The following is a 21,740-nucleotide window of genomic DNA, read 5'->3' as shown; positions in this document are numbered from 1 at the left end:
ACATAAGTCAAATGAAAAAATTCGCACTTTATATCGTTCTTTTTATCTCTTCTCTTAGTTATGGACAAGAATTAAACTTACCGGTATTTACTCAGTACTTGGCAGATAACGATTTTATAATCTCTCCTACTTATGCTGGAATTGGAGATAATTTAAGAATTAGAGCCAACGGGTTAACCCAATGGGTAGGTATTAAAAATGCACCTAGTAACCAAGCGTTATACGCCGATTTTAGGATTGCTAATCAAACTGGTGTTGGAATATCACTGTACAATGATAAGAACGGTAACACACGCCAAAAAGGGGTTAAAATGTCCTTTGCACATCATATTATTTTAGATTTTAAATCTAGACAGTATTTATCTTTTGGACTTTCGTATAACCTGAATAGTTTTAGAATCGATACTGAGAACTTTAGAGGGAACGACGACATGCCTATTGTGGACCCTAATGTACGCGATGATCGTTCGATTTCTAATAACAACTTCGATGTTGGAGTGTTGTATCGTAATAAAATGTTTTATTTTAGTTTTAATGCAAATAACATCCTCGAGAAAGATATTGATGCCTTTACAGGTATAGAGCCAAGTAAATTGTTAAATTTTCAAGGGTATGCAGGTTACGTTATTAAAAGTCAAAGCATGAGTAATACGGAGTTTGAACCTTCTGTGTTTTATCAACGATATAACAGTGATGGGAGATCAAGTACCGATATTAACTTAAAGTATAGAAAGTATAATAAAGCTGGCGACTATTATTGGATTGGTGGGTCATACCGTTTTTTAAATGATCAAGCACTAAAACCTCTTAATTTAGGACCAATGGCAGGTATAATGAAAAACAACTTTTATTTTGCGTATTCATACCAAGTAACAATGAATGATTTGGCTCCCTTTAACTCTGGAACACATGCTATTACTATAGGTATTGATTTCTTACAGGGTATTAGTGACTGTCCTTGTACTCAAGGTACAAGTTGGACCAGATATAGGAATGCTGGACACAATTAACCGCTTTACTTAAATACAATTTAAAAGCATTTACAGAGCCACTTTTGTAAATGCTTTTTTTTTATCCATAATTTTATAACCCTTTATAAATCAACAATATTATGTGCTTCTTTATCTAATTTTAGTTATATTTGTTAACCAACTGGTTAAACCTTATAGTTAAAATGTCGAAAAAAAAAGATAAAAATACAGAGGTACAGATATTAGAGGCCGCAAAAACAGTGTTTCAATCTAAAGGTATGGATGGTGCTCGTATGCAAGAAATTGCTGATACAGCAGGGATTAATAAGGCTATGCTTCATTATTATTTTAGAAGTAAGCAATTATTATTCGAAGCTGTTTTTAAGAATGCCTTTTCATTGTTAGCACCACAATTAAATGCTATTCTAAATGATGACTCTTCACTTAGCGTTAAAATCACAAATTTTACTGTCGATTATAATACGTTTATGTTGAAACACCCCTATTTGCCAAATTTTATTATTCAAGAACTTAATAGGAATGAAAATTTTATTGAAAAACTTAAAGAAACCACAGGTTTTCCTACACTGGATAAGTTTAGACTAAAAGTAAATGAAGAGATAACGAAAGGTCGTATTATACCTATTGATGCCGATCAGTTATTTGTAAACATTTTAGCTTTAAATATATTTCCATTTATAGGAAAACCCTTAATAAAAGCATTTGCTAATCAAGACGAGAAATCTTATAAAACTTTTGTAGATCAACGAAAAACTGCAGTTGTAGACTTTATTATTAATTCTATAAAGAAACATTAATATGAAACGCATCATAATTATTCTTTCAGTTTTAATAACCGGGTCTACTGTTGGACAAGAAAGCATCACTTTAGATGAATGTTATAGGTTAATGTTTCAAAATTATCCCTTAGCAAAACAAATTCAGTTGTTTGAGAAACAGAACACATTGGATACCGAAGTGATTTCTAACGTAAGACGGCCTCAAATTCATTTAGATGCTCAAGCCACTTATCAATCAGATGTTATCGAATTACCCCTTCCTATTACGACATTTGAAGGTGTGAATAAGGACCAGTACCGCGCTACCATTTCTGTAAATCAACTCCTCTATAATGGAGGAACAACAGGCGCAAGTTTAAACTTAAAATCAGCTCAAACTAAAACCAAGCAAAAACAGGTTGAGGTAAATTTATATCAATTAAAACAACAAATAAATCAACTCTATTTTTCTATTTTACTAAGCCAGGAAACTTACTTATTACTAGAGTCAAAACAAACTCAATTATTGGCTAAACTTAAAGAAGTACAGTCTGGTATAAAGTATGGTGTTATTCTGCCGACATCAGATAAAGTTCTCGAAGCCGAATTATTAAAATTAAGTCAGCAATTTGATGAGGCTGAAAGTAATAGAATAGCATTAATTGAAACACTTTCGAGTAGTATTGGACAATCTTTAGATCATGCAATCCTCTTTCAAAACCCTATAGTTAACACCGTGTTACAAACGGAGATTAACAGACCAGAATTGGACTTGTTTCAGCTTAAAAGGGAGGAAATTGAACGTAGTGAAGCCTTAATCGCTAAGCAAAACGCACCAAAATTACTCGCTTTTGCAACTGGAGGCTATGGTAATCCAGGACTGAATATGCTAGATAATTCTTTTCAAGCCTTTTATACGGCGGGTATTAAATTAAATTGGAGTGTATTCGATTGGAGTTCCAATAAAAAACAGCGACAATCCGTGGCTATTAATAAGGATATTATAGACTCGGAGGTGGAAACCTTTGCATTAAAAACAAACATAGCTCTGAATCAGCAAATCAACGAAATGGATAAAATAGAACGTTTTATTTCTTCCGATTTAGAGATCATCAAGCTTAGAAAGGAAATCTTGAAGTCTGCAGATTCACAACTTAAAAACGGAGTAATTACGTCTTCAGCATACATTACAGAATTAACCAATTTATACGAAGCTGAAAACACGTTGCTTAAGCATAAAATTCAATTACAATTGGCAAAAGCTAACTATAAGGTTATTAAAGGATAATAAAAATGTTTCTCACAGATTTTGCTTCGCCAGTTCGCAGTTGCTCGGGTTGCGGATACGCGCAGAAAAATAAAAGCAAAAAATCTGCGAAAATCTGAGTGATCTGCCGGAAATAAAAATACGAAACATGAAACACACAAACTACATATTAGCATTAACCATAATAAGCACAAGCTTCTTGTCCTGTGGAAATAACAACGATAAAGCAGATGGTTACGGAAATTTTGAAGCAACAGAAATTACTATATCAGCTGAAAATAATGGAAAACTAATGCAGTTTGATATCAACGAAGGAGATCAACTTGAAGTAAGCAAATTAATAGGTTACATCGATACCATTCCGTTAGCATTAAAACGCGAACAATTAGAAGTGGCTAAATCTGTGATTAGCTCAAAATCTAAAGGTGTATTGTCTCAAATAGCAGTTTTAAATTCAAAATTAAAAACGGCAAAGATCAATAAATTACGGACTGAAAACTTAATAAAAGATAACGCAGGAACACAAAAACAATGGGATGACGTTTCTGGCGAAATAGATGTCATAAAAAACCAAATTAGAAGTATAGAAATTCAAAACGCACCTGTTGTAAATGAGTTAAAATCTATTGATGTTCAAGTCAAACAAATTGACGATCAAATTCAAAAAAGCAAAATCATAAATCCTGTAAATGGAACAGTTTTAACCAAATACGCTGAACCAAATGAAATCACTGCTTTTGGTAAACCATTATATAAAATTGCCGATTTAAGTACGATGCACTTGCGAGTGTATATCAGTGAAACGCAATTAGCCACTATAAAAATTGGTCAAGAAGTAACTGTAAAAATTGACGATGCAGAAGACATGAAAACCTATAAAGGTACAATTAGTTGGATTGCTTCGGAAGCTGAATTCACACCAAAAATCATTCAAACCAAAGAAGAGCGAGTGGCTCTTGTTTATGCCGTAAAAGTGGATGTGATAAATGATGGCAGTCTAAAAATAGGAATGCCCGCAGAACTATGGTTAAACAATTCAAACAATAATAATCAATAAAATCCAAAACAATGAAACATGTAATTTTAACATTAAGCCTATTGGCTTTTGTAGGCTGTAAAGACAGTAAAAGTCAAGACACAAAAACAGAATCAGTTGAGCATTCTGCTGAGATCCATAACGATCATGAGGGCCACGATGCTTCAGGGGTTTATGCTAATGCTTGGGTAAACGAAATTCAAAAAGATAATGGTGAGAAATGGCAAGCTGATGACACCACTAATGAAGGCGTAAAAAATCTTGAAAACACTATAAACTCGGTGACTCCAAGTACCTTAGAAGAGTTTCATAAGCTAGCCGAACAACTTAATGAACAGAAAAATTTTTTAGTAAAAAATTGTACTATGAAAGGAGCGTCACATGACAACCTGCATGTTTGGCTTCACCCATTAATTGAAAAGATTAATGCGCTTTTAAAAACTGAAACAGTTGAAGATGCCGCGAAAATCACCAATAGTATTGAGGAAAATATTAATGCCTATTCTGATTATTTTAAATAAATGGGAATATCAGTCAGTCATATCAATAAGTCCTATAAAAAAGTAAATGCTTTACAAGACATTTCTTTTGAAGTAAAAAAAGGTGAGCTTTTTGGTATTATAGGTCCTGATGGTGCTGGTAAAACAACACTATTTAGGATTTTGACTACCCTCCTATTTGCAGACGAAGGTACTGCAACTGTTGCTGGTTACGATGTAGTTTCAGAATACAAAAGCATAAGAAATAGTGTTGGTTATATGCCGGGGAAATTCTCTTTATATCAAGATTTAACGATAGAAGAAAATTTAGAATTTTTTGCCACTATTTTCGGGACAACCATTGAAGAAAACTACGAATTGATAAAAGATATCTATGTACAAATAGAACCTTTTAAAGACCGTCGTGCAGGAAAATTGTCTGGTGGAATGAAACAAAAATTGGCTTTATGCTGTGCATTGATTCATAAACCTAAAGTGCTGTTTTTAGATGAACCCACCACAGGAGTGGATCCAGTATCACGAAAAGAATTTTGGGAAATGCTAAAGCGATTACAGTTAAAAGGTATTACCATTTTAGTATCGACTCCTTATATGGATGAAGCTGCTTTATGTGATCGTATTGCACTGATTCAAGATGGCGAAATTTTAGAGATTGATACACCGGAAGCAATTGTAGCCCACTATCCAAAGCAGATTTATAATGTAAGTGCTAATAATATGTATCAATTAATTCTCAGTTTAAAGGATTATGAGTACAATCATAGTGTGTATCCTTTTGGTGAATTTGTGCACTATACAGATAGTAGAACAGAATTTAATCCAGAAGACTTAAAAACGTTTTTAGAAACTAAAAATTTATCGAACATACACATAGATAAAACTGTAGCAACTATTGAAGATACCTTTATGGAATTGGCAAAGTAAGAATTAAACCTAACAGGTTTTTAAAACCTGTTAGGTTTAAAAGGATACTGCAAGGCTTCAAAAATCTTGTAGGTGTAATCATCAAAAATGAACAACAACAAAGTCATACAAGTAGAAGGGTTAACTAAAATGTACGGTGATTTTACAGCGGTAAACGCCATTACATTCGACGTTAAAAAAGGTGAGATATTTGGTTTTTTAGGTGCTAATGGTGCAGGAAAAACGACAGCTATTAAAATGCTGATTGGTATTTTAAACCCAACATCTGGAAAAGCAACTATTGCAGGATTTGATGTGTATACCAATGCTGAAGATATCAAAAGGAACATTGGTTATATGAGTCAGAAATTTGCTTTGTATGACGATTTAACGGTTAGAGAGAATATTACATTTTTTGGAGGTATTTATGGTTTGACAAGGAAACGAATCAAAGAAAAATCGGATGCCTTAATTGAAGAGTTGGGTTTAGAAGACGTGGCTAATAAATTAGTAGGAGCTCTACCATTAGGGTGGAAACAGAAACTATCCTTTTCGGTATCCATGATTCACGATCCTAAAATTGTGTTTTTAGATGAACCAACAGGAGGCGTTGATCCAATTACCAGACGTCAGTTTTGGGAGCTGATTTACAAAGCAGCCAATAAAGGAACAACCGTTTTTGTAACCACACATTACATGGATGAAGCTGAATATTGCGATCGTGTTTCCATAATGGTTGACGGTAAAATTGAAGCTTTAGATACCCCAAAGAAATTGAAAGAACAGTTTAAGGCTGAAAATATGAATGATGTGTTTTTGAAATTGGCCCGAGGGTGAGAATATGTCCCGCAAATGCCGCCGATTTACGCTGAAAAAAATGAATACTATATCAAAAGAAACGTAATAAAAATATCTGCGATTATCTGCGAGATTCGCGGTAAATAAAACAGAGGAAGAAATAATTGGAAAGAGTATTTTAAGGTTAACACTATGAACGATGTGTTTTTAAAATTGGCTCGTGGGTGAGAATATGTCCCCCAGATACCGCTGATTTACGCTGAAAAAAATGAATATGATATCAATAGAAACGTAATAAAATATCTGCGATTATCTGTGAAAATTCACGGGAGAAAGGAAACAAAAAAATGAAAAGATTTATAGGCTTTATTAAAAAAGAATTCTACCATATTTTTAGAGATAGGCGTTCCTTGTTTATTCTCTTCGGAATGCCAATTGCCCAAATTTTACTGTTCGGATTCGCTATTACCAATGAAATTAATAATGTTGATATTGCTATTTTAGATCATTCAAAAGATGCCACTACAGAAGAAATTATCAATAAAATAGCAGCTTCAGAATATTTTAGTATTAAGCAAATCATTGAAAAAGAATCAGATATTGAATCTATTTTCAAAAAAGGCAAGGTTAAAGCCGTTTTAAATTTCGAAAAAGATTTCAGTAAAAATCTGATTAGAGATAATAAAACATCAATACAGATTATTACTGATGCTACAGACCCAAACACAGCGAATACCATCACTAATTTTGTAGGTGCTATTATTCAGAAGTATCAAAAGGGTTTAAACAAGGATATTTCAATTGCTTATCAAATTGTACCAGAATCACGCATGGTTTACAACCCAGAATTAAAAAGTGTGTACATGTTTGTTCCAGGAGTAATGACCATAATTTTGATGTTGGTTTCTGCTATGATGACTTCTATTTCTATCACAAGAGAAAAGGAATTAGGTACTATGGAGATCCTTTTAGTGTCGCCATTAAAACCTTTTCAAGTCATTATAGGAAAAGTGTTTCCGTATATTTTTCTATCCATTATTAATGCTGTAGTTATTGTGATGTTGAGCATTTTTATCTTTAAAATGCCAATTGAAGGAAGCTTGTTACTATTGGCTTTAGAGAGTATTCTGTTTATCATTTCAGCATTAGCATTAGGAATTTTAATTTCAACCATTTCGGCAACACAACAAAGTGCTATGATGATTTCTTTAATGGGACTTATGCTGCCTGTAATTTTATTATCAGGATTTATTTTTCCAATATCAAGTATGCCTATTCCATTACAAGTGATTAGTAATATCATTCCAGCAAAGTGGTTTATCATTATCATAAAGGGAATTATGCTGAAAGGGGTGGGAATACAATTTATTTGGAAAGAAACTTTGATTTTGTTAGGAATGACCGTGTTTTTTATTGCATTGAGTGTGAAGAAATATAAAATTAGGCTGGAGTAATGAAAACAATATTTTATATCATACAAAAAGAGTTTAAGCAGATCTTTAGAAATAAGGGCATGCTACCTATCATTTTTGTGTTACCACTACTCCAACTTGTTATTTTATCTAACGCAGCGACTTTTGAAGTTAAAAATATCAGATTCGGGTATATTGATAACGACCACACGTCAACATCAAGAGCCTTAATAGCACAATTTAAGGCATCTACTTATTTTAATGTGTTAGCAGATTTTCCTTCGGAAGTACTAGCAAGTTCTGCTATGCTACAAGGGGAAGTAGATGTTGTTTTAGAAATACCACAGTATTTTGAACGCGATTTACAAAAAGAGAAACACAATAGTTTAGGAGTGACAATAAATGCGATTGATGGTGCAGCTGCTGGAGTTGAAAATGTGTATGTGACGCAAATCATTCAGCGGTTTAATAACAATTTAAAAACTGACTTGTTTCAAGTGTCAGATAAACAAATTCAGCCTATAACCATAGAAACCATTCCTTTATTCTGGTACAACGAAACGCTAAACTATAAAACGTTTATGGTGCCAGGAATATTGGTTTTACTAGTCACTATGATTACGTTGTTTTTATCAGGAATGAACATTGTTCGAGAAAAAGAAATCGGGACTTTAGAGCAAATCAACGTGACACCAATTAAGAAAAGTCAATTTATCATTGGTAAATTATTCCCGTTTTGGTTAATAGGAATGGGCTTGTTAAGTATAGGTTTAATTATTGCTAAACTCATTTTTGATGTTCCTATGCTAGGTAGTTTACCACTTATGTATCTATACACTTCTATTTATATATTGGTGATTTTAGGAATAGGCTTGTTTATCTCCAATTTTACAGACACACAACAACAAGCTATGTTTATCGCTTGGTTTTTTACCGTGATTTTCATTTTAATGAGTGGTTTATTCACACCCATTGAAAGCATGCCAGAATGGGCTCAGATGCTTACAGAGTTTAACCCAATTAAATATTTTGTAGAAGTGATGCGAATGGTGATGTTGAAAGGTTCTGGATTTATGGATATACTTCCGCAGTTATCAAAAACATTGCTTTATGCTGTAATTATGAATGGCTTAGCGGTATGGAGTTATAAAAAGACAACATAAAAAAAATCTCAGATAATAGCGTTACCTGAGATTTTTAATTTGTTTAGAAAGTAAATCTTTAATATTCTGTTTTATCTTCTTTCTTTGTCCATTCCTGAAATGGTACTAAGGCCACATTGTGGGCAAGCTGCTCAAAAGGAATACTTCTTTTTTCATAAGGTAGAGGAATTTCTTTGTAAATAAATTCGTCATCAAATCCTATGTTGGCAGCATCAACTTGATTGCATCCGTAATACACTTTGTCTGGACGGGCCCAATAAATGGCACCTAAACACATAGGGCAAGGTTCGCAAGAAGTGTAAATTTCACACCCTTCTAATTGGAAGGAGTTTAAATTTTTACAAGCATCTCTAATAGCGTTTACTTCCGCATGCGCGGTAGGGTCGTTAGTGGATGTCACTCTATTATTACCTCTACCAACAATTTTACCATCTTTTACTATGACGCAACCAAATGGTCCGCCTTCATTATTATTCATTCCTTCTAAAGCTGCATTAACAGCTTCCTGCATAAATTTCTCTTTGCTCATTTTATATCGTGTTTTTATAAATAATATAAATCATTTGAATTGTAATGTACGAATATAGCAGATTTATTCTAATCAATCTAAGTCCAAATAGGTTTAAGTAAAGCTAGAATTTTGCGCACAAAAAAGCCTATCAATAGTTTGATAGGCTTTTTAAAAAACTTAAAATATATATTAGATAACTTTTACGTTAACTGCATTTAATCCTTTGTTTCCTTCTTGTAAATCAAATTCAACCTCGTCACCCTCACGGATTTCGTCGATTAATCCTGAAATGTGTACAAAATGATCTTTGTCTACACCTTCTTCAGTGATAAATCCGAACCCTTTAGTGTCGTTGAAAAATTTTACTGTTCCTTTACTCATAATAATTGTAATTAATAATTTGATAATCTGAGTGCAAAGGTAATGCCAATTTATTAATAAACACTACGATTTTATAATAAATTTTAAAAAATGTGTAAAAACGCTTTATTACTTTGCTAATAAAAGGTGCTACTTTCCCACGCTGTGGCTGCTTACTCAAGCCTTTGGACTATTTATTTTAAGGTCTGTATTTATTAGAATTTTATAAGAAGTTTTTCTCTAGGGACTTGATGACTACCTAAAAAGGTGTAGATACAGTCTGTTGTATTAATAAAAAAGTTAAATAAATAATGTTAATTGTAATTGTTGTAACTTATCCCCTCCAACTTCTAAATAGCCTTCAGTGATTAAAACTGCTTATACTGAATTAAATAAAACAAAGTTTATTACCCTTTTATTTATAATGTCATGCGTGACAGTAGTAATTGCGAGCTTATTTTTAGATAAAAGCAAATTAGTCTATTTTGTACCTCCAGTTATATTAATCATACTTATTATTTATCTTAGAAAGACCAAGTCCAAAATAAGTCCGTTTTTTGTTTTTGGTATGTCATTGATTTTTATCACCGATATTTTAATTTTCCAAGATTTTGAAAAACACTTTGTTTGGATTGCGTCATTTACGGCGTTAAACTTACTAAGTTTTACTTATGTTTTAAAGAAGTATCTTATAAAGAGTGTGCTTAAGTCCATCGTGTCAATTCCTGTATTAATTGCGGCTTTATTGGTGGTTTACGTTTCGTATGCTGTTATCAATTTACTTTCTAGCAGTATCCCTAGTGAAATGATAAGTTATACTATTATAGCTTTTGTGAGTCTTGGTGTGTTTAGTGGGATCCTAGCACTAATTTATATTAATGATAGGTATGTTAATGGCGTTATTTTATTAGCTTCTGGAGTCTTTAATATTTTTCAAATGGCCCTATCACCCATAAACGAATTCTTTTATTACAACAGAACATTTACCGTCTTAATTGTAATTTGTCATATATTATGGGTATACCTTTTTATGAAATTTATTGTTGAAGCTCAAGTTTACAACATCAAAAGAGCGTTGTAAAACTAATAGTCAATAAAAAAGAGGATAACCTTATGACCATCCTCTTTTTATGCTGTATTATCTATAGCTTTATTTCTTTTTCTTAGGTTTTTCAGAATGTACTTTAAGGTTATCCGAATTGGTTTGTGCTATATAATTAGCAAGTACCTTATCAACTAACTCTTCTTTTGTTAAATGATGGAAGATTGTTTTTATTTTTGCTTTAAAATCTTCTGAAACCTCTCGGTTAGGCTTAGTTTTAAATATTTTTTTTGCCCAGATTAACGCATTGTTTTCTTCAATACTTTGAGCATCTGCTTTTTCATGTTTTTTAAAGGTAATCCCCAACTCTTGTTCGAAATCGGCAATATCATCCACCTCTTCTTGCTGCAAAATCGTTAAGGAAAGCCCCTTTGCTCCTGCTCTAGCTGTACGGCCGCTTCTATGCACATACGCATCATAAGTGTCAGGTAAATGATAGTTTATAACATACGATAAATCTTTAACATCAATACCTCGCGCCGCTAAATCGGTTGCAACCAATATGTCAATAAAACCTTCGCGAAACTGCCCCATAATGCGATCGCGAATACCTTGTGATAAACTACCGTGAAGTGCTCCCGAAGAGAATTTGTTTATAGCTAAATTTTTGGCTAGTTTATTAACGGCAGCCTTCGTTTTACAAAATATTATACCACGCTCTCCTTCCCTAGTGTTTAAAAAATGAAGTAACACGTCTAGTTTTTCAATAGGTTCAACAACAACGTACTGGTGATCGATTCCTTGATGACCAACAGTTGCCATATCGGTGTCTATATGAATAACGTGCTTAGACATATAGTTTTGCACCAGCTGTTTTATCGTGCCAGGCATGGTTGCGGTAAATAATAAGGTTCTCCTAGTCTTAGGAATACTTTTTATTATCGTGTCCACCTCCTCTTTTAAAGCGCTAACCATTTCATCGGCTTCATCAAGAATAAAGTAGGCTATGGTTTTTATATCGATGTCCCCTCTTGTTACTAAGTCAACCAATCGCCCAGGTGTTGCTACAACAATATGTGTTGGGTTTTTTAAACGCTCTATTTGTTGTTTTATAGGAGTACCTCCAAACACTGAAGCAATAGACACCTCTGGAAGGTACTTTGCAAAGGATTCTAAGTTTGAAGAAATTTGTTGACCTAATTCTCGTGTTGGTGCTAAAATTAGAGCTTGAATGCTAGAGTTTTTGGTATCAATTAATTGCAATAAAGGCAATCCGAAAGCAGCTGTTTTACCAGTACCTGTCTTTGCTAAAACAACGACATCTTCTTTTTTGTTTAGAATTATAGGAATCGTCTTTTCTTGTACTTCCGTAGGTTCAACGATTTGTAAATCGGTTAAACTTTGTTGTAATTGACTTTCTAATCCTAATTCTGAAAACTGTTTTAACATAAAATAAATTTTTTAACAAAGATAATCACACTTTGATTGGTAATAAGATTATTCATTTAATTCTTTCATGATCTCTGCGAATAATTCGTAAGATCGTATTCTATCCTTAATATTATAAATATTGGTTACCGCTATAAGCTCATTGGCTTGAGTACTATCTATAAACGCTTTAACTTGAGCTTTAACCGTAGCCTTACTACCAATAAATGAATACTTAAGCATCTGGTGAACTTGAGGGTGCTGTAAAATTTCTTTATACTCTTCATTCATAGCGACTGGAGGTTGAATGTAGTCGCGTTTCCCCGTAAATATACCGACAATCATACGTATTAAAGACGTCGATAACCGTTGTGCTTCTTCGTCGGTATCTGCAATAATGATATTAACCCCAGCCATCACATACGGTGCGTTTAAAACCTTAGATGGTTTAAACGTGTTGCGGTAAATAGCCATGGCCTCTTCTAAATGTGTTGTAGCAAAATGACTAGCAAAAGCATACGGAAGTCCTTTTTTAGCTGCTAAATGCGCACTGTCAGTACTCGATCCTAATATATACAGAGGAACTTCTACGCCTTCTGCTACTGTGGCGCGGACTTTTGCCTGTGCATTTTTAGTTGAAAAATAGGTTTCTAAAGTTTCTAATTCTGCGGGAAAGCTATGTGCCGCTTGCATAAAATCTGAACGTATAGCTTGCGCAGTTTCACGGTCTGTACCAGGCGCACGCCCTAAGCCTAAATCAATACGATTGGGATAAAGTGATGCTAGGGAGCCAAATTGCTCCGCTATTATTAATGGCGAGTGATTAGGAAGCATTATGCCGCCAGATCCAATGCGTAAGCTATTAGTGCCCCCAGCTACGTACCCAATTAGAATCGAGGTTGCGCTACTTCCAATAGCAGGTGAATTATGATGCTCTGCTAACCAATACCTAGTGTAACCAAATGTTTCGATATGTTGTGCTAATTCTAATGCGTTTTTAAAAGTTTCTTTTAAAGTATGCCCCTCAGATACCAAAACAAGGTCTAATACTGAAAATGAAGTAGGTTTTGCTTTCATAAGATATATTCCATTATTTATTTAGGTGAATTACTGAGTGGAACTTCAAGTTAAAGCCCCTTTTAAATGTGTACAACAGCTCAGCTTTTTTTCGATTTAATGCTATCTGCAAATTTAAGGGTTTAGAATGTTAAAAATTGCCAACTCAGTTTTAACCTTAGTATAAGTAATAGCATTATTTCGATAGACTTACTTTGTGGGTACTTTTTCCAAGCCTGTTTACTGTGTTATATGAACGTCTTTAACAGACTAGACCCTTGAGTAATGATAGTTATTAGCTTGTATTGATACTGTTATTCTATGACTAGGATTAAATGAAATAGTAAGTTTAAAAGCGCACAGCTGATTAGTATTTGTAACCTATGTTACTTTAAAGTCTTAATAAATGCTATACTTTCGAATTAAATTACAAGAAGTCCTTATGGCATTATTAGAAATTTTTGGTTATTTAAGTGCCTTGATTATTGGCATCGTACTTGGTTTAATTGGTGGTGGCGGTTCTATATTGGCTGTTCCCGTTCTTGCTTATTTATTTTCGGTAGATGAAAAAATTGCTACGGCTTATTCCTTGTTTATTGTGGGAGCAAGCGCCCTAGTTGGAGGTATTAAACAACACCTAAAAGGTTATGTCGATTGGAGAACGGCGCTCGTGTTTGGGATTCCTTCTATTATCGGAGTTACCTTGGTGCGGTATTATGTGATACCAGCGTTACCAGAGGTTATTTTCACACTTAATAACTTTGCTTTTACACGTCGCATGATCATGTTTGGCTTGTTTGCTGTTTTAATGGTGCCTGCAGCTATTTCAATGTTAAGGGGACGCCGAGAGACTACCATAAAAGACCAAAGCGCTGTTACATATAATTATCCTTTAATTTTAGCTGAAGGTCTTGTCGTAGGTGGGATTACAGGTTTTATTGGTGCTGGTGGTGGATTTTTAATTATTCCTGCTTTGGTTTTATTTGCCAATGTACAAATGAAAATCGCTATTGGGACCTCATTAGTTATTATAGCCTTTAAATCCTTATTAGGTTTCTTTATGGGTGATGCCTTAACTATGGAAATTGATTGGATGTTTCTTGCTGCTTTTACTAGCTTGTCTTTCGCAGGGATTTTTATAGGAAGTTATTTAAGTAATTTTATTGATGGCAATAAACTAAAAAAGGGTTTTGGATATTTTATTCTCGTTATGGCAGTGTTTATTTTTTATATGGAATTCTTTGTTAAACACTAACACTCCCCTTGTATTATAGGGATACGGCAAAGCTATTTTATACTCAATTTTCAAGGCATTAATGTTTAAACTTTGGTTTTCATTAATCAGCGCTCTTAATTTTAACATATCCTGTTAAACATCAGGTGTTTTACTTGTAATTTCATAACTTTTAAAAATGATTAAAAATTAGTGACTATAATCATAAGGTTATTATAGTAACCCTAAACAATATCTATTAATTTAAACGTATACTTACAATGAAAATAAAACAATTCGAATACAAGCCCCTAGCCCACTACTCTTATGCTATTGTTAGCAATGGTGAAATGGCAATTATAGATCCAGAACGCAATCCAAAAGAATACTACGCTTTTGCAGAAGCTTACAGTGCTAAGATAAAGGCGGTTATAGAAACGCATCCGCATGCAGATTTTGTGAGTTCGCATTTACAAATTCATAAAGAAACGGGAGCTACTATTTATAATAGTGCAAAATTGGGTGCCGATTATAAGCATACCGCATTCGATGATGGTGATCGCCTTACCATTGGAGCGATTAGCTTAACGGCTATAAATACTCCAGGACACTCTCCAGATAGTATTACGATTATGGCTCAGGCTGATGATGATATCGCTTTGTTTACTGGCGACACCTTATTTATAGGTGATGTAGGACGACCTGATTTACGGGAGAATGTCGGAAATACAAAAGCCAAACGTGAAGCATTAGCCGAAATGATGTACCACACGATGACGACAAAATTTAATGAGATTCCCGATCATGCCGTAGTTTACCCAGCTCACGGGGCTGGCTCTCTTTGTGGAAAGAATCTTAGTGATGCCAATAGTAGTACTTTAGGAAATGAACGCCTTGGAAATTGGGCCTTTAAAAAACAATCTAAGGAAGAGTTTATGGCTACTTTGCTCGACGGACAACCATTTATACCTTCTTATTTTGGATTTAATGTAGATATCAACAAAAAGGGAGCCGATAATTTAGAGCCTGCAATTGCTAGTGTTCCTTTTAAAAACAAGACAGCAACCGATGGAATTATTGTCGATGTTCGCAATGAAGCAGATTTTAAAAAAGGTCATTTAAAAGGTAGTATTAATATTCAAGGCCTGTCTAAAGACGCCAAGTTTGAAACCTGGTTGGGCGCGATTATAGAACCAAAAGAACCGTTTACATTAGTTATCGACCATGAAAAGAATAAAGAGGAATTACTACATAGGGTTTCAAAAATAGGCTACGAAAAGCAACTAAAAGCCGTTATTACTTTGGATAATATTAATTTAGAAACAACACCGATTTTAGATATAGATCATTTTAAAAATAATAAAGAACTGTATACAATTGTTGATATTCGGAATACGAGTGAAATAGAAAACGAGCACTATTTTGATCAGGCACTTGCTCACCCTTTAAACAACCTACGTCATACGGCTGATACCATTCCAACCAATAAGCCTATTGTTGTGCATTGTGCTGGTGGTTATCGCAGTGCTGCGGGGAGTAGTATTTTACAGAAGAAACTAAATGGGGTAAATATTTATGACTTAAGTGATGCTATTAATAAGTTTAAATAAATAGTGGGTAGTTTACGCTTATTATCAACAGACAGGATGCTATCCTGATTAGGTGTTCTGGTTAAAATAAACGGTCTGCTATTTTTATAAATAAAAGGGCCGTTTTAATGTGTTATAATACGTTTATAATCGGTGTTGCTAAGGCTTAATATAAAGTAAAGCAATTCACAAAAATGAGATTTCAAATTTATTAATTCACTAGTGGTTTATGTTTAGGGGACTTCAAATAAATACATGGTCATTCTAGATTTTGTTATTAATTTAGCATGGACAAATAATACAAGAAAAATAATATAATGGATTCGAGAATTCCTTCAATAGTAGTTAAAGATTTAAACGGACGTACTACCGATATTATGTCGATTTACAAAGGCCATGTGTTACTACTTATCATTTATAATAATGATTGCTTAGGTTGCACGGGACGAGCGATTCCATTAGCTTATGAGTTTCAGCAAAAATACCCTAGTATTAAAGTAGCAGGTATACATGCTGATTTTGTAAACCGAGAAGGGACAAAAGAAAATATAAAAGCCATTTTTACAAGTGGTGAAGTGCCATTTCCAATTTATATCGACGAGTACCATAAAATATACGATCAATTTGACTCTGAAGGTACACCACAATGGCTGCTTATCGATGCCAATGGCGTATTGAATCGCTCTATTTTTGGATCTCAAGATAATGCTCAAAATAGGCTGTATTATGCCTTGGAAGCTTTACTTAATGAATAAAACCCGCTATTATAGCTATACTTTAAAAATCGACGGTTTAAGGATGTTAGGAAACCTGTAGGTAGTTATACTTTTCTGTCTTTTCCCACGGGAAGTCCCATAATAAGTTTTAAAATAGCCAATACTAACAATAAAATGATGGCATAATTCCATACTTCAGTAATATCATAGATTAAACCGACGATAAACGGACCTGTAGCAGCAATAAAGTAGCCTATAGACTGAACAATCCCAGAAAGTTCTGCTGCTGTTTCTGCATCATGAGATCGTAAAACAATAAGTAGTAAGGCGAGTCCGAAAGTACCTCCCAAAGCCATTCCGATGAGTCCAGTCCATAATTCGACCATTCCAAGACTCGGAATCATTAACCCTATTAACGAAAAGACCTCAATAAGTACTAAAACAGCGATTACTAAGCGTTGGTCTTTTCTAGAGCCTGCCCAAATAGGAATCAATATAGCTCCTATAATCCCTGTGGCTTGAGATAAAGAAAGCATCCAACCGGCATACGACGCATCAAATCCGCGATCGATAAGAATAGCTGGTAGCCAAGCTAAAATCACGTAAAAAGCAAATGATTGTAGTCCCATATACAATGCTAATTTCCAAACCAATAACGAGCCACTAAGTTTTTTCATGGCTTCTTTAAAGCTTCGACTCGGTGTAGTGCGTTTTATACGTTTAAGATTCGGAATCCAAATAATTAGTGCTATTATAGCCAATGCGGCCCAAACAACTAACGATCCACGCCACCCCATGCCCATCGCTTGTGCTAAAGGATAACTTAAACCTGCAGCAACAGCCGCACCTAGAGACATAATACCCGAATACAAACTAGTGACCAAGCCTGCTTTGTGTGGGAAGTTTCTTTTTATTAATGCCGGAATTAATACATTTCCAAAAGCAATAGCGATCCCCAATAATATGGTTCCTAAATACAAAGTAATGATGCCGCCGATTGAGCGAACAACGATCCCCATACTAAGTAGAATAAGTGCGGCTAATAAGGTGTTGCCAATACCAAAACGCTTTGTGAACAAAGGAGTCATTGTCGAAATAATTCCAAAGGCGATTAAAGGTAGTGTGGTAAGTAGTCCTAATAAGGTTTCCGTGAGTCCAAAGTCTTGACGAATCATCCCAACTAACGGACCAATACTCGATAGTGCTGGTCTTAAATTTATTGCTACACATAATATACCCACAAGTAAAAGAATCCGCGATGCTTTATTTAATCCGTTTTCATCTTGTTTTTCCATAGTCTATATTTAGGCAAGGCCTTATAATTATATTAAATAGTTTATACCGTTTACGCGCAATGATGTGCAAGCAAACCTACAACTGCTCATTAAAAAACAATTATATCAGGGGGCTTAAGGCGTTATGGTTACTAGTATTTTTTTAATTGTAGTGGAGAAGATTTCATACCCCACATTTTTTAAAACGACAAAAATAGGACATTGGTTTCACTCCGAGTAACTATTTATATGGAGTTCTAGTTTTACGGAAGTATTTAACTTAAAATTAAGGTTAGTGGATGCCTAATTATTTTTCAAAATTAATAAAAGATATTATTGTCCTTTATAATATTTTAAATTACTTTTGTAGTATAAATCTTTATTATGTTTTCAAAATCTTGTGAATACGGACTACGAGCAGTTATTTTTATAGCTCAACAATCACTACTGGATACGAAGGTAAGTTTAACTACGATTTCGGAAGCTATAGACTCACCTCAAGCGTTTACTGCTAAAATATTACAGCAGTTAACTAGAAACAATATTGTCAGTTCTATAAAAGGCCCTCACGGGGGATTTTACATAGAAATGGAAGCAATGAAAACACTCAATTTAAGCGCAGTGGTTAAAGTTTTAGATGGCGATGATATATATACGGGTTGTGGACTTGGCCTTAAGCAATGTAATGAAGATAAACCTTGTCCCCTACACTTCAAGTTTGTTGACATTAGAGAAAAACTTAAATACATGCTTGAAAATACGACACTTATAATGTTAGCTAATGATATGGAATTAGATGTCTTCCACTTAAAAACATAAACGATTTAAAACAATAAAGGATAAAAAGACCCTTTTATAACAAATAACAAAATAATCTCAATATTTATGAAAACAGCTTCAATGACAGACCAATTGGTCTATAACACAGACAAACCTGCTATTACAGTTCTTTTGGACAGTAACCATTCTAAAGAAATAAGAATAGCTATGCGTTCAGGGCAATTAATGAAAGAGCATAAAGCCCCCTCACCTATTGTAGTATCTATTTTTGAAGGTGCTATAGACTTTGGTGTAAACGGCGAAAAACTAAAACTTAAAAAAGGCGATTTGATTGCTCTAGAAGCTAATGTACCACACGATTTGTTATGCACCGAAGATTGTATTGTACGCTTATCATTATCCAAAACGGATAGTGTGGATCGCGTAAAAAACGTCATTAAATAAACCAACCTACTAAATAAAAAACCATGAGAAAAATATGGATCGCTTTTATAAGCGTTGTAGTACTATCATTCGTCGTACTAATATGGATTGGTACCGAAGTGTACCAAACACAGCCCCCAATTCCCGAACATGTTATAATTAAAGAAACCAACGAAGAGGTTTATACTAAAGCTGATATACAAATCGGCCAAAATGTATGGGAGTCCATCGGAGGTATGGAAGTGGGCTCTATATGGGGTCACGGGAGTTACGTGGCGCCAGATTGGACAGCCGATTGGATACATAAAGAAGCTGTTTATATGTTAGAACATTGGGCACAGGCCGATTTTAACACCTCATATAATGACTTAGATGTTGAAAAGAAGGCCGCATTAAAAGCCCGCCTAATTAAAGATATTAAAACCAATAGCTTTAACCCAGACACTAAAACCATTAGTATTTCGGAAATACGATGGAATGCCATTCAAGAAAATATTAAACATTATAGCACTATATTTTCTGAAGGTCACGAACAATACGCCATTCCTAAAGGTGCGTTAACCGATGAGGTTAAATTAGAGCAGTTAAATGCGTTTTTGTTTTGGACGTCTTGGGCTGCAAGTACCAACAGACCAGAAAAGGATTACACCTACACCTCAAACTGGCCACATGAGCCATTAATAGACAATTTAATTACCGACGATTCTCTAATTTGGTCAGGACTATCTATTGTCTTACTTCTGCTATTTATCGGGATTCTAACGTATTATTACCTTAGAAATCATGAAAAAGGTGAAGTTTTAGAGAAACCGAATATTGATCCACTATCGAAATTACAATTAGTACCTTCTCAAAAATCAGTATTAAAATATTTTATAGTTATTTCGTTATTAATTGCTCTACAAGTCGTTTTAGGTATTATTACCGTGCATTATACTGTAGAAGGGCAAGCCTTTTTCGGTTTTGATTTATCGAGTGTTCTACCCTACTCTATTTCTAGAACGTGGCACACGCAATTGGCTATTTTTTGGATAGCAGCCACGTGGTTAGCTACCGGATTATTTTTAGCACCTATGATTTCGGGTAAAGAAATGAAATACCAAGTGTTTGGTATCAACTTCTTATTTATCGCTTTAATCGTTATCGTTTTAGGTTCTATGCTAGGTGAATGGCTTGGTGTACATCAATTTTTAGACCTTACAACTAACTTTTTCTTTGGGCATCAAGGGTATGAGTATATGGATTTAGGGCGTTTCTGGCAGATTTTCCTTGGTATCGGTTTGGTACTTTGGGTTATTATGGTAAGTCGTCACCTAATATTTGCTATTCGTAAAAATGATGAATCAAAACATCTAATTATTATTCTTCTTATTTCGGTGATGGCTATCGGATTATTCTTTTTCTCCGGATTAATGTATGGTGAAAATAGCAGTCTGCCGGTGATTAATTATTGGAGATGGTGGTTGGTTCACTTATGGGTAGAAGGCTTTTTCGAAGTGTTTGCTACCGTTGTGATTGCTTTTATTTTTTCTAGAATGAAAGTGATTTCTCCTAAAACTGCTGGTCGTGTGTCGGTAGCCTCTGCAGCCATATTTTTAGCAGGTGGAATTATCGGAACCTTACACCACCTATACTATTCTGGTACACCTGTACAAGCGATTGCCTTAGGCGCTACCTTTAGTGCACTAGAAGTGGTACCCTTAACCTTAATGGGCTTTGAGATTAGAGAAAATTGGAACTTATTAAAAAGTAAAGATTGGATTCAAAAATATAAATGGCCAATATTTTTCTTTATAGCTGTTGCTTTTTGGAATTTTATTGGAGCTGGAGTATTCGGATTCTTAATTAATCCGCCTATTGCACTGTACTATATCCAAGGATTAAATACAACCGCTGTGCATGCACATACAGCTCTATTTGGAGTATATGGTATGTTAGGTATGGGCTTTATTATTATTTGTCTTCGTTTTTATTCAGATCGCGTATGGCAAAACACTAAACTTAAACGCGCCTTTTGGTTGTTAAATATAGGTTTAGTAGCAATGGTGGTCTTTAGTCTATTACCTATCGGAATCATTCAAGCCTACACGTCTATTACCCAAGGTTATTCGTTTGCGAGAGATGCTGAATTATTATACTCTCCAGTAGTACAAACCTTAAAATGGATGCGTATGATTGGTGATATTATTTTCTCGGCAGGTATCTTTTATTTCTGTTGGTTTACCATAGATGAAACCCTATATAATTTTAAAAGAAAAAATATAAAATAAACAATTAAATTAATAAGTAATCTAAGGAGGTTGATATGTTCGCATATCAACCTTTTTTTATTCTTACTTAGTTTATTTTAAAATAATAATATATGATATAATAAAGTCTTTTTTAGATGGTTACGTATATTTATATAAAGTTTTAGTTAATATGATTTATAAGTGTTCGGATTTATAAAAGAGCTGATTAATGACACATTATCAAGGCATTAAACACAAGGTGAATCACAAATAAATTATAACAAAATT

General features: G+C 34.1%; 21 protein-coding genes. 16 read left to right on the top strand and 5 right to left on the bottom strand.

Annotated elements, in window-relative coordinates; all coding sequences use genetic code 11:
* Positions 1-11 precede the first annotated feature (11 nt).
* From BLV64_RS09180 to BLV64_RS09140, 9 genes are all read left to right on the top strand, one after another.
* Entirely contained in the window at positions 12-1,010 is a 999-nt protein-coding gene (locus tag BLV64_RS09180) for a PorP/SprF family type IX secretion system membrane protein (protein WP_092134332.1), read from the top strand.
* Between the two features lie 164 nt (positions 1,011-1,174).
* Complete coding sequence (locus tag BLV64_RS09175; protein WP_092134329.1) at positions 1,175-1,789, top strand: TetR/AcrR family transcriptional regulator; 615 nt, start codon at positions 1,175-1,177, stop codon at positions 1,787-1,789.
* 1 nt (position 1,790) lies between these two features.
* Positions 1,791-3,038: a TolC family protein gene (locus tag BLV64_RS09170; protein ID WP_092134326.1), complete on the top strand. Its 1,248-nt coding sequence runs from the start codon at positions 1,791-1,793 to the stop codon at positions 3,036-3,038.
* 127 nt (positions 3,039-3,165) lie between these two features.
* On the top strand, positions 3,166-4,074 hold the full coding sequence (locus tag BLV64_RS09165) for an HlyD family secretion protein (protein WP_092134323.1): 909 nt from the start codon (positions 3,166-3,168) through the stop codon (positions 4,072-4,074).
* An 11-nt stretch (positions 4,075-4,085) separates the two neighbouring features.
* Positions 4,086-4,574, top strand: a complete 489-nt coding sequence (locus BLV64_RS09160) for a hypothetical protein (RefSeq protein ID WP_092134320.1) — start codon at positions 4,086-4,088, stop codon at positions 4,572-4,574.
* The gene (locus BLV64_RS09155; RefSeq protein WP_092134317.1) at positions 4,575-5,477 is read left to right on the top strand and encodes an ABC transporter ATP-binding protein; all 903 of its coding nucleotides are present in this window, start codon (positions 4,575-4,577) and stop codon (positions 5,475-5,477) included.
* Positions 5,478-5,564: 87 nt separating this feature from the next.
* Positions 5,565-6,293, top strand: coding sequence for an ABC transporter ATP-binding protein (locus tag BLV64_RS09150; RefSeq protein ID WP_092134314.1), 729 nt, complete (start codon positions 5,565-5,567; stop codon positions 6,291-6,293).
* Between the two features lie 308 nt (positions 6,294-6,601).
* Complete coding sequence (locus tag BLV64_RS09145) at positions 6,602-7,708, top strand: ABC transporter permease (RefSeq protein ID WP_092134311.1); 1,107 nt, start codon at positions 6,602-6,604, stop codon at positions 7,706-7,708.
* Complete coding sequence (locus tag BLV64_RS09140) at positions 7,708-8,829, top strand: ABC transporter permease (protein ID WP_092134308.1); 1,122 nt, start codon at positions 7,708-7,710, stop codon at positions 8,827-8,829. Before BLV64_RS09145 ends, BLV64_RS09140 begins: the two co-directional genes overlap by 1 nt.
* A 58-nt stretch (positions 8,830-8,887) precedes the next feature.
* On the opposite strand, the gene BLV64_RS09135 is transcribed toward BLV64_RS09140, so the two are convergent.
* Both BLV64_RS09135 and BLV64_RS09130 read right to left on the bottom strand, forming a co-directional pair.
* Positions 8,888-9,358: a nucleoside deaminase gene (locus BLV64_RS09135; protein ID WP_092134306.1), complete on the bottom strand. Its 471-nt coding sequence runs from the start codon at positions 9,356-9,358 to the stop codon at positions 8,888-8,890.
* A 171-nt stretch (positions 9,359-9,529) separates the two neighbouring features.
* A complete protein-coding gene (locus BLV64_RS09130; protein ID WP_028282170.1) occupies positions 9,530-9,721 on the bottom strand; it encodes a cold-shock protein in 192 nt (63 codons plus the stop codon).
* A gap of 412 nt (positions 9,722-10,133) precedes the next feature.
* Between BLV64_RS09130 and BLV64_RS09125 the strand changes: the two genes are divergently transcribed.
* Complete coding sequence (locus tag BLV64_RS09125; protein ID WP_143034142.1) at positions 10,134-10,781, top strand: hypothetical protein; 648 nt, start codon at positions 10,134-10,136, stop codon at positions 10,779-10,781.
* 69 nt (positions 10,782-10,850) lie between these two features.
* Here the strand turns inward: BLV64_RS09125 and BLV64_RS09120 are convergent, their stop codons facing one another.
* Positions 10,851-12,191: a DEAD/DEAH box helicase gene (locus tag BLV64_RS09120; protein ID WP_092134300.1), complete on the bottom strand. Its 1,341-nt coding sequence runs from the start codon at positions 12,189-12,191 to the stop codon at positions 10,851-10,853.
* Positions 12,192-12,239: 48 nt separating this feature from the next.
* Positions 12,240-13,247, bottom strand: coding sequence for an LLM class flavin-dependent oxidoreductase (locus BLV64_RS09115; RefSeq protein ID WP_092134298.1), 1,008 nt, complete (start codon positions 13,245-13,247; stop codon positions 12,240-12,242).
* Positions 13,248-13,668: 421 nt separating this feature from the next.
* Here BLV64_RS09115 and BLV64_RS09110 point away from each other — a divergent pair, with 421 nt between their 5' ends.
* From BLV64_RS09110 to BLV64_RS09100, 3 genes are all read left to right on the top strand, one after another.
* Positions 13,669-14,481: a sulfite exporter TauE/SafE family protein gene (locus BLV64_RS09110; protein ID WP_092134295.1), complete on the top strand. Its 813-nt coding sequence runs from the start codon at positions 13,669-13,671 to the stop codon at positions 14,479-14,481.
* A gap of 239 nt (positions 14,482-14,720) precedes the next feature.
* Positions 14,721-16,049 carry an MBL fold metallo-hydrolase gene (locus tag BLV64_RS09105; RefSeq protein ID WP_092134292.1) on the top strand — a complete coding sequence of 443 codons (1,329 nt, stop codon included), beginning with the start codon at positions 14,721-14,723 and terminating at the stop codon, positions 16,047-16,049.
* A gap of 296 nt (positions 16,050-16,345) precedes the next feature.
* Entirely contained in the window at positions 16,346-16,783 is a 438-nt protein-coding gene (locus BLV64_RS09100; protein ID WP_092134289.1) for a TlpA family protein disulfide reductase, read from the top strand.
* A gap of 65 nt (positions 16,784-16,848) precedes the next feature.
* Here BLV64_RS09100 and BLV64_RS09095 read toward each other — a convergent pair whose 3' ends face one another.
* The gene (locus BLV64_RS09095; RefSeq protein WP_092134286.1) at positions 16,849-18,039 is read right to left on the bottom strand and encodes a CynX/NimT family MFS transporter; all 1,191 of its coding nucleotides are present in this window, start codon (positions 18,037-18,039) and stop codon (positions 16,849-16,851) included.
* A gap of 363 nt (positions 18,040-18,402) precedes the next feature.
* On the opposite strand from BLV64_RS09095, the gene BLV64_RS09090 reads away from it, so the two are divergent.
* The 3 genes from BLV64_RS09090 (at position 18,403) to BLV64_RS09080 (ending at position 21,491) form a co-directional block, all read left to right on the top strand.
* Positions 18,403-18,837, top strand: coding sequence for an RrF2 family transcriptional regulator (locus tag BLV64_RS09090; protein ID WP_092134284.1), 435 nt, complete (start codon positions 18,403-18,405; stop codon positions 18,835-18,837).
* 66 nt (positions 18,838-18,903) lie between these two features.
* The gene (locus BLV64_RS09085) at positions 18,904-19,242 is read left to right on the top strand and encodes a cupin domain-containing protein (RefSeq protein ID WP_092134282.1); all 339 of its coding nucleotides are present in this window, start codon (positions 18,904-18,906) and stop codon (positions 19,240-19,242) included.
* Between the two features lie 23 nt (positions 19,243-19,265).
* Entirely contained in the window at positions 19,266-21,491 is a 2,226-nt protein-coding gene (locus BLV64_RS09080; RefSeq protein ID WP_092134280.1) for a nitric-oxide reductase large subunit, read from the top strand.
* Positions 21,492-21,740 lie beyond the last annotated feature (249 nt).

It is taken from the genome of Bizionia paragorgiae (assembly GCF_900107625.1).
Lineage (GTDB): Bacteria > Bacteroidota > Bacteroidia > Flavobacteriales > Flavobacteriaceae > Bizionia > Bizionia paragorgiae.
The sequence above is the reverse complement of the archived record's forward strand: the minus strand, read 5'-3'. Positions and strand labels throughout refer to the sequence as shown.